Origin of the sequence: Bacillus sp. V3B (assembly GCF_024494465.1) — a bacterium.
In the GTDB taxonomy this organism is placed as follows: domain Bacteria; phylum Bacillota; class Bacilli; order Bacillales; family Cytobacillaceae; genus Bacillus_BD.
Genome location: NZ_JAETXM010000004.1, coordinates 227668 through 241127, shown reverse-complemented (window position 1 = coordinate 241127; position 13460 = coordinate 227668). Strand labels below are relative to the sequence as shown.

The 13460-nt window shown below is 33.7% G+C and carries 13 protein-coding genes; 5 read left to right on the top strand and 8 right to left on the bottom strand.

The window, feature by feature from the left end:
- Window positions 1-284: 284 nt before the first annotated feature.
- Window positions 285-1163: a LysR family transcriptional regulator gene (locus JMM81_RS08200; RefSeq protein ID WP_256241072.1), complete on the top strand. Its 879-nt coding sequence runs from the start codon at window positions 285-287 to the stop codon at window positions 1161-1163.
- 103 nt (window positions 1164-1266) lie between these two features.
- Here the strand turns inward: JMM81_RS08200 and JMM81_RS08195 are convergent, their stop codons facing one another.
- The 3 genes from JMM81_RS08195 to pepF all read right to left on the bottom strand — a co-directional run bounded on the left by JMM81_RS08195 (window position 1267) and on the right by pepF (window position 4687).
- On the bottom strand, window positions 1267-2265 hold the full coding sequence (locus JMM81_RS08195; RefSeq protein ID WP_256241071.1) for an LLM class flavin-dependent oxidoreductase: 999 nt from the start codon (window positions 2263-2265) through the stop codon (window positions 1267-1269).
- Between the two features lie 18 nt (window positions 2266-2283).
- On the bottom strand, window positions 2284-2568 hold the full coding sequence (locus tag JMM81_RS08190; protein ID WP_256241101.1) for a DUF3219 family protein: 285 nt from the start codon (window positions 2566-2568) through the stop codon (window positions 2284-2286).
- 331 nt (window positions 2569-2899) lie between these two features.
- Window positions 2900-4687: an oligoendopeptidase F gene (pepF, locus tag JMM81_RS08185; RefSeq protein ID WP_256241070.1), complete on the bottom strand. Its 1788-nt coding sequence runs from the start codon at window positions 4685-4687 to the stop codon at window positions 2900-2902.
- Between the two features lie 221 nt (window positions 4688-4908).
- Between pepF and JMM81_RS08180 the strand changes: the two genes are divergently transcribed.
- The 3 genes from JMM81_RS08180 (at window position 4909) to JMM81_RS08170 (ending at window position 7785) form a co-directional block, all read left to right on the top strand.
- Window positions 4909-5691 (top strand): hypothetical protein, encoded by a 783-nt coding sequence (locus JMM81_RS08180; protein ID WP_256241069.1) that lies wholly within the window; start codon window positions 4909-4911, stop codon window positions 5689-5691.
- Window positions 5692-6249: a TVP38/TMEM64 family protein gene (locus JMM81_RS08175; protein WP_256241068.1), complete on the top strand. Its 558-nt coding sequence runs from the start codon at window positions 5692-5694 to the stop codon at window positions 6247-6249.
- Between the two features lie 393 nt (window positions 6250-6642).
- On the top strand, window positions 6643-7785 hold the full coding sequence (locus JMM81_RS08170; protein WP_256241067.1) for a CAP domain-containing protein: 1143 nt from the start codon (window positions 6643-6645) through the stop codon (window positions 7783-7785).
- A 161-nt stretch (window positions 7786-7946) separates the two neighbouring features.
- Here the strand turns inward: JMM81_RS08170 and JMM81_RS08165 are convergent, their stop codons facing one another.
- Window positions 7947-8606, bottom strand: a complete 660-nt coding sequence (locus tag JMM81_RS08165) for a TVP38/TMEM64 family protein (protein ID WP_256241066.1) — start codon at window positions 8604-8606, stop codon at window positions 7947-7949.
- A 298-nt stretch (window positions 8607-8904) separates the two neighbouring features.
- Between JMM81_RS08165 and JMM81_RS08160 the strand changes: the two genes are divergently transcribed.
- Complete coding sequence (locus JMM81_RS08160; RefSeq protein ID WP_256241065.1) at window positions 8905-9312, top strand: hypothetical protein; 408 nt, start codon at window positions 8905-8907, stop codon at window positions 9310-9312.
- Window positions 9313-9402: 90 nt separating this feature from the next.
- On the opposite strand, the gene JMM81_RS08155 is transcribed toward JMM81_RS08160, so the two are convergent.
- The 4 genes from JMM81_RS08155 to JMM81_RS08140 form a co-directional block, all read right to left on the bottom strand.
- The gene (locus JMM81_RS08155; protein WP_256241064.1) at window positions 9403-10329 is read right to left on the bottom strand and encodes a ketopantoate reductase family protein; all 927 of its coding nucleotides are present in this window, start codon (window positions 10327-10329) and stop codon (window positions 9403-9405) included.
- 180 nt (window positions 10330-10509) lie between these two features.
- Window positions 10510-11370, bottom strand: coding sequence for a dimethylarginine dimethylaminohydrolase family protein (locus JMM81_RS08150; protein ID WP_256241063.1), 861 nt, complete (start codon window positions 11368-11370; stop codon window positions 10510-10512).
- Window positions 11371-11527: 157 nt separating this feature from the next.
- Window positions 11528-11986, bottom strand: coding sequence for a thiamine pyrophosphate-dependent enzyme (locus tag JMM81_RS08145; protein ID WP_256241100.1), 459 nt, complete (start codon window positions 11984-11986; stop codon window positions 11528-11530).
- Window positions 11916-13202, bottom strand: a complete 1287-nt coding sequence (locus JMM81_RS08140; RefSeq protein ID WP_256241062.1) for a thiamine pyrophosphate-binding protein — start codon at window positions 13200-13202, stop codon at window positions 11916-11918. Before JMM81_RS08140 ends, JMM81_RS08145 begins: the two co-directional genes overlap by 71 nt.
- Window positions 13203-13460 lie beyond the last annotated feature (258 nt).

Below are 13460 nucleotides of genomic sequence, written 5' to 3'. Positions count from 1 at the left end.
ACATAAAATCCCTTTTTAAGTGAAAAAACTACAAATTGGACATTGATAACGGCGAAAACCATAGACAATTTTCAACATTTTACAAACTATTTAACAGTCTTCATTTGTAGATCTTCAAAAATTATTCATTTAAGTTATTTTTATTAAAAATACTATTTTTTGATAGAATTACTGCAAAAAAAGTTTTCATTTAAGCAAACTATAAAATTATTTATTGTATACTTACTTATAGCTTTGAATAAAAAAATCTATCATTACTTCTATGATAGTAGGAGGAAATCTATATGGACACAAGTCAACTGGAAACATTTCTAGCCATTATTGAACACAAAAATTATTCAAAAGCTGCTGAATTTCTGAATGTGACCCAACCAACAGTGACTGCGAGAATTAAAAACTTAGAGAATGAACTAAACTGTAAGTTATTTGATAGAGCAGGAAAGAATGTTACGTTATCACCGGAGGGCGAAGTCTTTGTAGAGTATGCTACCAGTATTCTTACCTATATGAATCATTCAAAAGAAGCAACCAACTCATCTAAGTTTCCTAATATAAAAATTGGTGTTTCTCCTGGGTTTTCTTATTCTTTTATCACAAATCTAATAAGATCTATCCTATCCATTGATAACTTATCCATTACCATTATAGAAGGAGAAAATTCTGTTCGATTAAATGAACAAATCTTATCTGGGGAACTTGACGTGGTTTTTACAAGAAATGCGGTTTCACACAATCCAAATATCGTTTCAGAATTTCTATTTGATGATAAAATCGTCTTAATTTGCGGTAAAACCCATCGATTAGCGCAAAAGAATAAGCTGACACTTCATGATTTACAAGATGAAACCGTCATATGGTTTCGACGAAATACGCCCCTTTTGTCACCGGTTGAAAAACAATTGATTGGAATTCCAAATATAAAACATGTTGAAGTTGGAAATAATGAAATGTTAAAAAAAGTAGTTGGAAGTGGTTTGGGTATTGGTATTACACTGTTATTAGGAGTAGACGAAGTGGACAAAGATAAGATCATTGTTAAAAATGTAGAAGAACTAGACGATATACCAAATAAGGTCTATGTTCAATCAAGAAAACAATTGTTAACAGACAACCCTATTAAGAAAATCATTTATTCCATTATTAATGATGAAATAATTAGGTAATCGTTATACCGACCATTTATCCCTGCAAAATTTCAAGTTCAATCTGATATAAAAAAGATGGGTACCTACTTTAAGTAGTATCCCATCTTTTTTATATCAGATTTTAAGTAAACAATTGTTCTGCAATTAATTTATATGAGTGAAACTTATCTTTTGGTGAATGTGTGATGGTTACGATCATCAACTCATCTGCTTGATAATCTGCTTGTACCCTCATTAATTTATTTTTTACTTCATCAGGATTTCCAATGATTATATTCTGTTTCACCTTTTCAAACGTTTCTTTTTCTTTCTCATTGAGTGTATAGAGCTTAGCATCTTCAATGGAAGGAATCCCTTGGTTTCTGTCCCCTTTTTCTTTTTGCAATTGCCAAATAAGCCAATTTAAGGCGAGCTCTTCTGCTTTTTCAGATGTCTCTGCGCAAATTACAGATACGGTTACGATTACTTGAGAACACTGACCTTCTTTTCTAGGTTTAAATGCACTTCGGTATTGTTGTACGATATCTACTCCATCGCTATCACTCATAAATTGCCCAAATGTATAGGCAAGGCCATTTTCCGCTGCAAGTTGTGCACTTTTTTTACTTGTACCAAGAAGCCAAGGAATCGGTGCTATATTTGGTATGGGAAAAGCAGACAAGTTCGCAAACTCATGTTCATCAGGAAAATCATTGTCTAAAAAATGTAATAGATCTTTTACTGAATTTGGCATATTCCATACATTTTGTAAAAAGTGATCAGATAAAGCATTTGTTGCTTCTGCAGATCCACCTGGAGCTCTACCAATACCAATATCGATACGGTTTGAGAATAATGTCGCTAACATATTGTATACTTCTGCTACTTTGTAAGGTTTATAATGAGGTAACAAAACAGCTCCTGAACCAATACGGATTTTATTCGTTTTCGCACCAATATAACTTAACATGACTTCGGGTGCAGAACATGCAAGCCCTGGCAAATGATGATGTTCTGCAATCCAATATCGAGTATAGCCTAACATTTCTCCTACTTGAGCTAACTTTATTGATTCATTTAGTGCCTCTTGAGCCGTTTGATTTGAAGAAATAGGTGATTGATCTAATATACTTAACTTCATCCCGCCAGACCTCCTTTCTTAATTTTTTACTTCAAGTAAGCTTAATGTAAAATCCCCGACTCGACCTTTTTCATATAGATTTGTAATAGAGGTAGAATATTCTTGAATCTTTCCTTTAAACATTAAGTCTCTCTCAGGAACCTTCACATCAAATGTTCCTTTATAAAGCATCGTAGTGACGTCATGATATTCGTCACTTGTAACATCGAAATGAATAGAGATGTTATGTAAACCCCTTATTTTTTCTTCCTTATATCGCTTCACTTTAATCACTGTATCGTTTAAAACAATTTCTTTTACCAATTCCATCATCCCTTCTTATATAAATAGAATAACATGGACTGATATAAGACAAAGAATATAAAGTCTTTTAATAGGATAGGTTTAATTATTTCAAGGTTAATTCCTGTTCTTTTACTGGAACGAGGTCATTCTTTTTACAGCTGATTTCGAGTGAAATTAAGAGGTTACTTTCTATTTATGGGGCGAGATGCTTATGTATTTATAATGTGTATTTAGCACATGATGTTATTTGTATTTTTTAGAAGTCATCATCGTTTTTTCTTCAATAAAATGAAACAAGACGGCACTTTAATGCCGTCTTGTTGATTGAATATTGACTTCCCATAAAAAATTAAAGTTTCGCAAACTCCTCGACTAGATTTGCAAAGCGATTTAAGGCATTTTCAATCGGAACTGGTGTTGTCAAATCTACACCTGTCTTTTTTAACAATTCAAGTGGATAATCTGCGCTACCACTCTTTAAAAACTCTAAATAGGATTTCAAAGTTTCTTGATCTCCTTCTAGAATTTTTGTTGCTAAATGAATAGCTGATGCGTATCCAGTCGCATATTTATAAACGTAGAAAGGTCGATAAAAGTGAGGAATTCTTGACCAGCCATATTTCACTTCTTCATCAAACACGACTTCATCTCCGTTGTATTCTCTGAACAAGTTCTCATACGTTTGATTAAATACTTCAACATTTAATGACTGACCGTTTTCCGCCATTTCATGGGTCTTTTTCTCAAACTCAGCAAACATCACTTGAGTAAAGAAGGTTCCTTTATATTGATCAATGAAATGGTTCAGTAAATGTTTCCGCATCTCAATGTCTTTCTCGTGATTCAGTAAATAATTAATTAATAATACTTCATTAACAGTAGAAGCTACTTCAGCAACAAATATACTATAACGTGCGGTAATTTGCGGTTGGTGCTGCGAACTTAGCTTACTATGAACCCCATGTCCACATTCATGAACCAATGTAAATAAACTGTCCAAATCATCCTGATGATTTAAAAGAATATACGGATGAACACCATACACACCAAGATTGTATGCACCCGACCTCTTGCCAGGTGTTTCCCTAACATCAATATAACGAGCATTCTTAAACTCTTTTAAAATGCTTACATATTCTTCTCCAAGTGGTGATAATGCTTTTAACATCGTTTCATATGCTTCTTCATAAGAAATCACTGGTTTAACTCCACTAACGAGCGGAACGCTCATATCATATTGGCGAAGTTCATCCAACTTCAACTTCTCTTTCCGAATCTTCGTGTATCTATGAAGGGATACAAGATTATTTTTCGTAGTCGTGATGAGATTTTCATATACTTCTTTCGGTACTCTATCACCAAATAATGCTTTTTCAAGTGCAGAAGGATAATGACGTATTTCGGATAGTGTCACATTATTTTTAATAGCAGCGGAAAGTGTGGACGCAATCGAATTCTTTAATTGCAAATATGGTTGATAATACGCTTTATAAGCTTCCTTTCTTTTTTCACGATCTTCATCTTCGATTAATTTCGCATACATTCCTCTTGTTAACTCTACTTTTTCACCATTTTCACCCGTTACATCTCCAAATTTAATATCAGTATTATTCATCATGCCGAATGTTTGACTTGGAACAGATAATGCCTGACCTAATTGAGAAAGAACTTCTTCTTGTTCCCTGCTTAATACATGTGGTTTGTAACGGAAAGACTCCATTAAGTCCTCTGCAAAATAATCTAACCCTTTTTCTTCAGATATGTAACCTTTTAATGTTTCTTCCTCTAAACTTAATAAAAAAGGCATGAAAAAAGAGGTTGCAGAACTCACTTTCACACTAAGTTGCTTCGCTTGGTCTAAAAGTGATTGTGAGGTTGTTTCTCTTGTATCTTCATCCACCTTTAACATTGCAAAAGCATACACTTTATTGAACAAAAAAGATAACTCTTCACTTTGTTTCAGATATTGGTAGAGAGAGTAACCATCAAAAATTTCACCATCATACGTTTTAAGTTTCACTGCCATTTCTTCAATACGTTGATAATCTTCTTCCCATTTACTCTGATCACTATAGACATCAGTTAAATTCCATGTTTCCTCAATCGGTACATCGGTTCTCGAATGGTATGTAATCATAAAAAAGTCCTCCTTTATTTACTTTCAATCCAAATCATTTGTCTTCCTTTTTTCTCTTTAATACAATAACCATATCACTATCATACTAAATATATTCTCCTTATCTGACAATAAACCCTTATAACAATTAGAAAAAATTTATTTTAAAATATAGATTTGCCTTTTTCATTTCGAAGTTGAACAGTGATTAGTGTACAATAATCAAGAAAGGATGTGGAAGCATGGCCATAACATTGCCTCATATTGAAGACTCAACGAACACAACTTATTTTCCTCCTAATGGAGAGTACTTATTATTCGAAGATGACTCACATTACACAGAAAAGGTTAAGGAATGGGGGTTATCGACGACAAAAGAAGTGAAAAAGCAGTTTTGGTATAAGGAAAGAACCTACCAACGTCTTGTGACTATTAAAGGATATGAAGTGTATGGGGTAACAAGCGAATTTAACACCGTTATCATTGAATTTCAAGATGGCAACCTTAGTTGTATTCACCCAGCTTACCTGAAGGAAATGCAATCTCCAAATTTCATGAAAGCAAACATATCTGATACAAACAGGCACACTCCATCTTCACCTGCTCAAAAAACAAAAAAGAGTCTTTCCTCAAATAAGCCGAAAGCAAATTCTAATCAAAAACAGGCAAAAGAAAAGAAAGAAAGACTCCCCAAACTGGAATTACCGGAAGAAAAAGTTCATTTTACAGCAACAGTTAAGCAGTTTGCCTTAAGCTGGAATAACTTCAATGAAGAAAATGATGAAGTAGTCGTTTTAGAAAATGTCGTTATTCAGCTTGATAATCCAATAGATGTGGAACTTGCTTGGTGCTCGCACTCAAAAACATTGAAAAAATTTGAACTCCAACCTGGTGAGGTAATAGAGTTTGATGGGAAAATTGTGAAAAAGAAATTGCCAAAAGGAAAAGAAGTAGAAGCACCATTTATTGTGGAAGTTCCTGTTCCATATAAAATCAATAACCCCTCTAAACTAAAGAAAATCTAAATGGAAGATTCCTTACTTGATTGGATTCCTACGAATCCCTTTTTGACGGCTCTCATTAGTATCGGACTTAATATCATAGTTGCTATTACAGGAGTATTACCAAGCACCTTTATCACAGTTGGCACAGTTGATATTTTTGGTTTTAAACTAGCACTATCGATCTTAATTATAGGTGAAGCAGCAGGAGCAATTATTAGCTTTATTCTTTATCGTAAAGGTGTACATAAACTATTATCTAAACCAAGAATAAACCAAAAAGAAAATAAGTTTTTGCTAAAGTTAAAAAACGCGGATACAATGACCGCATTTTTTATTGTGATTCTACTCAGAATCATCCCCTTCGTACCTTCTGGCCTTGTAACCCTTACTGCTGCTTTAAGCAAAATGAGGTTGGTTGCCTTCAGTACAGCAAGTACTATAGGGAAAATTCCTGCTTTAGTTGTGGAAACGTACTCAGTCTCCCAAGTTCTTTCCTTACAAACCGAATGGAAAATAGGATTGATCTTTGCGAGTATCATTCTACTTTTTTTCTATTTACTGTGGAAAAGAAAAAAGTAAACCCTTTTTATTTTTACTATTGGCACAGACTTATCCGTTCCCGCTCTGCTAATAATAGAGAAATAATACGTACCGGTTTTAGTCAGTACGTATTATTTGTAATCTCTTGTTTACATAATAATATTATAAAAAATAAATATAGTCTTTTTTTAGTTGAACACAAAATAATATAGTGTTTTTCTTGTTTTTATTAGCTATTATTTTATGATGAATATACTGAAACAATTTAAATACTCGCGGCACTTCACTTTCTTAAAAGTTATGATAAATTAAATATTAAGAAATTAAGAACCTTACTTACCGTTAAACTTATATTTAAAGAACGACTTATCTCCAGCCTTTTTTCATAAAGTCTGGTCAAGTAGAGATCATTTTTAGATAGGAGGAAATTTTTTGAGGAGATTCAAAAGGTTTGTGCTTTTTATATTACTTATTGGTATGGGGTGGTTTATATTTGGAGAAGAACTAGAAGGTTTGAAAGACCACACTATATATGAGAATATAAAATTGGATTTCAATTCGTGGAAAGAAAATCCTGAAGTTGTATCTGCTCTTGATACATTACAAACAAGGATTGATCATCTATTAGAAGAATTGAATCAAACATTAAATCCCAGTGAAAAAGATCAATTCCAACAGGAACCTCTTCAAGTGGAAAAACCAGCATTAGAGAAACCTGTTTCACATACTTTCTCTATTCATAATATTGAGTTAGGTGATTCAAAAGGGGATGTTGAAGAGCTTACAGGTGAGCCTAAACGTTCTACTCATAATGAATATGGAGTAAATTGGTACACCTATCATGAGGACTATCAAAATTTTTTCATGGTAGCATATGATGAGAATAATCGAGTGAATGGATTGTATACAAATCAAGACTTGATCTCCTCAAAACAAGGCATAGCAATTGGCAGTCCCAAAGATATAGTTCTCGAACAGCTAAGCGAACCACTCACAGAAATCCAAAAAGGATTTATTTCCTATCAAATACAAAATAATGGAGAATATCATTTGTTTCAATTCAATGATAGTTATGTCACCATTTTTTATGATAAGCACGAAGAAGATTCGGTGACAGCGATCCAAATCATAAGTGAAGATTTAGAACAGCAGAAAAATGGGTTTTATCCCGAAGGAAGCGAAATTTTAAAAGAAGGATTTGAATTTCAATTATTTGACTTGACCAATGCTGCAAGAGTTGAACATGGTCTTCATCCTTTATCTTGGGATAACCATGTGAAAGAAACAGCCCGTGATCACAGTTTAGATATGGCTTTAAATCAGTATTTTGGCCATACAAATCTCGAAGGTCAATCCCCTTTCGATCGGATGGAAGAAGACAATATTACATTCCGAACAGCAGGTGAAAATCTTGCGGCTGGACAATTGAGTAGTATTTTTGCTCATGAAGGATTAATGAATTCTCTCGGGCATAGAGAAAATATCCTTCAAACTAAATTTGAATTATTAGGAGTGGGTGTCGCCTTCGACTCTGAATCAAGACCCTATTTTACAGAAAACTTTTTGACGAAATAAGGAAAAATAGTTGAAATTCCACTGAGTTCCTCCATGTGCACGTCCAAACTACAAGAAAAACCATCTTTTTTCATAAATAAAGAGATGGTTTTTCTTTCCTCTGTTCATTTTTGATTAATGGCTATTTGCAAAGAGACTAATAACAAACCTATTCAGTGCTTTTATTTATCAGCAACTGTTTCTTTTTTTCTTTTCCATTTTTTCTTGTATATCAAATATAATGCAATAGACATAAGGATTACACCTTCAAGAATATAATCATTCAAATTAGTGATCATGAGCCCAGCTGGGATGAGGGTTAACAGAAAAAAGTAAATAAAATTCCCAAATACGGTACCTATTATAAATGATTTAAAGTGAATGGAGCTGATTCCACCAAGAATATTGATCAAGCTTGTTGGAATAAATGGCATAATTCTCGCTTGAAACACAAACAATAATCCGCTCTTTTCTATTTTAGATAGTAATTCTTTATTTGTTTTCTTTATTATCCAACCTTGGAAAAGATATCGGCTTCCCATAAAGATAAGGACAGCTCCAATAATACTTGTGAACCAACTCCAAAGAAATCCATTTACAAATCCAAAAAGCGTGTAATTAACCGTAATAACAAGAATAAGGGGAATAATGGTAAATGTATTTTGAATAATCATTATGAGTAAGGTAATAATCATAGTGAAAAATAGGTTTTCTTTTACAATTAGATCAAACTCCCCACTTTTCATTACTTGAAACCAATCTGTTTGAAATATAATAAAGATAATAACTGCTATTGTACATATAAATGAAATGAACTTTAACCAAATATAAATATCTACCACCTATTTCATCATCTAATTTCACTTATCATCTATTATGAGCCTAAACTTCAATTAGTGAAATACATTAGCTCTAAATAAACATTTTCCTTAAATAACCATAGATCGTTACAAATTTCGACATCATAAGACAACACTAATCGCTAAAATATGCTATAATCTAATTAAGAATGCTATTTACTCTATTGATTGATGGAAGCCGTTCATTGGATAAAAACTTTCGAAACACTAATTGGGTACTTTGTTTTAACAGTGCATGTTTTTATCGTCAACAACAACGGGTGAAGAAAGGATGTTCTCTTTGGAATATGAAATAGAAACGATTTATTATTTGGAAAATCCTGAAACAGAACAGATTACTTTTGCAACAGGTAGTCAGTTAAAATATGACGACATCATAAAAGATGTTTTTGGCGTGGCAAGTATACATGATCTACCTATGATGATTCAATATAACAAAGGTTTTCAATCTTGTATTTGTAAAAATCACGGAGTAATGGAAAACGAGATTACATTAGAGATGATTCTTCGTATTGCTTCTAAAGTCGATTTACTTCAGTTAGAAAAACAGTATATAGAAAACCAAAGTATCCCCTCACAAGAGAATAGTTCAATGCCCTGTCCTTTTGATTCAACTATAAAATTACAAGAAGGTATTTTTCAATGGAATGATAAAGATTCTACCTATAATATAGTAAGAACATCATAAACAGCTCCTCACTGCACAGTATTTTCTTTATAAAAAATACCCACCTTCTTTGTTCATTAGATGCGGTGGGTCATGTTTTTTATTTATACATTATAATTCAACTTTATCCATTTCTTCAATAATACGAATCATCTTGTAAAGTTGGTCATTAACGGGCGTAGCTACTTGATACGTTTCCCCTAATTCACATACCTTTCCTGCAAAATATTCAACTTCTGTTTTTCTACCAGCTTCAACATCTTGCAGCATAGACGTTTTTCCTTTAGGAGAAAGATTATTAATAATTGGCCAGAATTTCTTCACATCTTCTTCTGTTAAATGTATTCCTGCTTTTTCGGATATCGCCACAACCTCACGCATGGCAGACTCTACCCATTGATAAGCAATTGGTAATAATTGAAACACACCGTATGGTGCCTTTAATACCGCGGACGTTTGATTAACTCCGACATTAATCATAAACTTCCACCACATGGTGTGTGAAATATTGTCGGAGATTTTATAGTCAATGCCCACTCGTTCAAATAAACCTTGGACAGCTAAGACATCCTCTGATAAGGAATTACTCTTTTCACCATATTCAATTCTCCCAAGAGTTGTAAAGCTAATTTCGTTATTTTTTCTGAGTGCATCAATTTCGACACTCATACTATAAAGAATATGCTCATTATTGTAAGCAGCATATATTTCTTCTTCACTTGATATACCATTTAGCAAAGAAAGAATGATTGTATCTGGTCCCACGTGATATTTTGCATCCTCGATGGCTTGTTGTAATTCCGCATTTTTCACGGCAAAAATCAAAAGATCCACCGGTTCAGTTTTTGTTTCTGGGGTTATGTAATTAAAATGATATGTTTGATTGTTTATTTGTATCCCGCTTTTCTGATATTTATTGATTCGCTTTTCGTCTGCCACTACTTGAAATGAATCTTTTAATGAATCATGAAGCTTACTTCCATAAGCGGCTCCGATGGCACCAAGACCGACTAAAGAAACAGTTTTAATTTTTTTCAATTGTTATCCCTCACTTTTTATTTGTTTCATATTAAGGATATCAAATAAAACGGATGATAAGAATAATAAAAAGTGAAAAAGTTTATAAAATTATATCGGAATAAAATCAAAATAAGGAACCTATTTTGGTTCCTCCATCCTATTCTTATATCATGTTTTTAAACACGCAGGCTTTGTCTTTTACTTACTTCTTACGATCGGCAATGTGCAACAGCGAAACGAGCCACCTGATTTAATAATTTCTGTAATATCTACCTCTATCACTTCGAAATTACGTTTTCGAAGTTGTTCGTTTACTTTTTTATTGACCGGCAAGCTAAGAACCCGATTATTTCCAATCCCTAGCACATTCGTTCCAAGTGTAAATTGTTCTTCCTCTGATACCTCTATTAATTCATAACGAGATTTAAATTGTTCAATATCTTCTTTTTTCAAGGCTTTTGGATAAATTAAGGCAATATCTGGTGAGACCACATTAAATACACAATCTAAATGTAGAAATTTTTCTTGAAAATCAATCGTTATGACATCAAATTGTGTATGTAAAATTTCTTGTAAATGATTAATTGCATCTTGATTCGTCCGGTTACTTAAGCCAATATAGATCGTATCTTGATCAATAATCACATCTCCACCTTCAATTTGATCACCAACAATATTGTAGTAAGATATTCCCTCATCCTCTAACCATTGTTTTAAAACGTCTTCCTCCCCTTTTCTTACATCACTAGCCATATCCGAAACAAAAATAGTTTCCCCTAATGTAAAACCAATATCTCTTGTAAATACTTGTTCTGGATATTTTTTATGATAAGGAAATAAAATGACCTCTATATCATAATTACGTAACGTATTAACTAGTTCATTGTGCTGTTTAAGAGCGCGTGCAATATGTATTCCTTCATCTTTAAAATGCTTTTGTGTTTCATTGATCACATCACGAATTGTCATATATTCAGGTTGACATAAGATCACTCGTTTTAACACATCATATTCAGTGTAGCAACTGATTTGCTGATGTTCTTCTGGAGATTTTGTCATTTTCCATCCTCCTCTTTTTATTAATATTATCTTCAGAATACGAAGGAATATGTGATTAGCATCCCATTAAGTTATTTTCAAAGATTGTTACTTCAGTTTAAAACAAAAAGGTATTTGAGATAAATACCTTTTTGTTTTATTCAATAATTCTATACTATCACTTTTTCACAACAGCCTCCATGTTATTGGCTCCTGGAGGTACAATTGGGAATACATTTTCTTCTTCTGTAATATCAAATTCCATAATTACTGGTCTATGATCTTGAAATGCCTCTTTAATCACGTTCTCTGCATTTGTCAGATTATTCGCTCTCACCGCTTGAACACCATAGGCCTCTGCTAATGAGACAAAATCAGGAGAAGAAATGTTAACAGAAGAATAACGACCTTGATAAAACATCTCCTGCCATTGCCGAACCATACCGAGATAGCTGTTTTTTAAAATCGCTATCTTTATTGGAAGTTGGTATTTTGCCACTGTGATAAGTTCCTGAAAATTCATTTGAAAACTTCCATCACCACTTACACAAATTACGTCTTCCCCTCTATTTGCAAGTGAAGCTCCAATTGCAGCAGGCAACCCATATCCCATTGTTCCGAGACCTCCAGATGTAATGAACGAACGAGAATGCTTGAATTGATAATAATGAGAAGTCCATATTTGGTGTTGTCCAGTTACTATTTGAATATTGATCAAGCAGCTCGATTACTTGTTGTGGTTTTAATTCACTTCTAGAGTCTGACTCCGAATAGCGTGGAACTTTTCTTTGCCAAGTAGATACTTCTTTTACCCATTCTTTCGTATCCCCAGGTATAATAATCGGATTTATTTGTTGTAAAAAATCTTTCACGTTTCCTACAATTGGAAAATCTACTTGGATAATTTTATTAATTTCAGCAGGATCAATATCAACATGGATTTTTCGTGATTTAGGAGAAAATCCACTTATTTTACCCGTCACACGATCGCTAAATCGTACACCTAGACAAATAAGTAAGTCAGAACGGTGAACTGCTCTGTTCGCAGCATATGTACCGTGCATCCCTAACATGCCTAAGGAAAGCGGATGATTTCTTGGGAAGGCGCCAATCCCCATTAAACTACTGACAACTGGAATTTGAGCTCTTTCAGCGAGTTTCTTTACGAATGGAGCAGCTCCAGCAATATTGACTCCCCCACCAATAAAAAGAACTGGTTTTTTTGCTGAAACCATTTCACTTTTTACTTGTTCGAGAAGTTTTGCAGAAAATTTCATTTCTTGGTTTTGCACTGTTTTTTCTTCTCGTTTCGTTTCAAAAACAGGAGCTTCAAAGGTTAACATCTCTGCTTGCAGTTCAATAATGACGGGGCTTGGACGTCCCTCAATTGCTACACTAAAAGCTTCCTTCACAATCTTTGGAATCTCTTTCACATCACAAACTGGATAGTAATACTTTATAATGGGAATAGTCATTCCAAATGTATCCACTTCACGAGAGTGATCCCATTCCGTATTTGCTGTTTCTTTGCATGTAATAATTACTTGAGGAACTGAATCCATTTGAGCCGTAGCTATACCTGTAATTGCATTCGTCATTCCAGAGCCTGCAGGAATAAATGCAACACCTACTTTTCCCGTTGCTCGTGCATATCCATCCGCAGCATGTACAATGGCTTGCTCATGATTCATGAATACCGGCTTTAAACTTTCGTATCTTTGAATAGAAGAATGTATTGGAGATAGGGTTTGACTAGGTGATGAAAAAATAACTTCTACTTTTTCCTCTAAAAGAGATTCCATTAACAAATCTGTTGCCGTGTACATTGTTTTATAAGTTTCTTTAATCTTCATCGTCACATTCACCTTTCCTTTTTAAAAAGGTACACTATTTATAAAGATTTGAATGTGATGATCATCACAAATTCCAGAATTATTTATATCAAATTCGCCCCGCCGAATTTGCGCCCGGATTTTTATCGAGCTCGCTCGATAAATGACCTTTAAAAAATCCGAGGCATCCGCCGGAGGCTTAACTTCATTCAGCCGGGGTTTGAACCCCCACTGAATCAGAGAGCTTTTTGCATTCATCCCCCACTTACAGAAGTGGAG

Coding starts and splice junctions, on each gene's coding strand:
- pepF (WP_256241070.1), bottom strand. CDS start 4,687: ATGATTACATACCATTCGAGAACCGATGTACCGATTGAGGAAACATGG.
- JMM81_RS08175 (WP_256241068.1), top strand. CDS start 5,692: ATGGAAGATTCCTTACTTGATTGGATTCCTACGAATCCCTTTTTGACG.
- JMM81_RS08195 (WP_256241071.1), bottom strand. CDS start 2,265: ATGAAGTTAAGTATATTAGATCAATCACCTATTTCTTCAAATCAAACG.
- JMM81_RS08140 (WP_256241062.1), bottom strand. CDS start 13,202: ATGAAGATTAAAGAAACTTATAAAACAATGTACACGGCAACAGATTTG.
- JMM81_RS08180 (WP_256241069.1), top strand. CDS start 4,909: ATGGCCATAACATTGCCTCATATTGAAGACTCAACGAACACAACTTAT.
- JMM81_RS08150 (WP_256241063.1), bottom strand. CDS start 11,370: ATGACAAAATCTCCAGAAGAACATCAGCAAATCAGTTGCTACACTGAA.
- JMM81_RS08200 (WP_256241072.1), top strand. CDS start 285: ATGGACACAAGTCAACTGGAAACATTTCTAGCCATTATTGAACACAAA.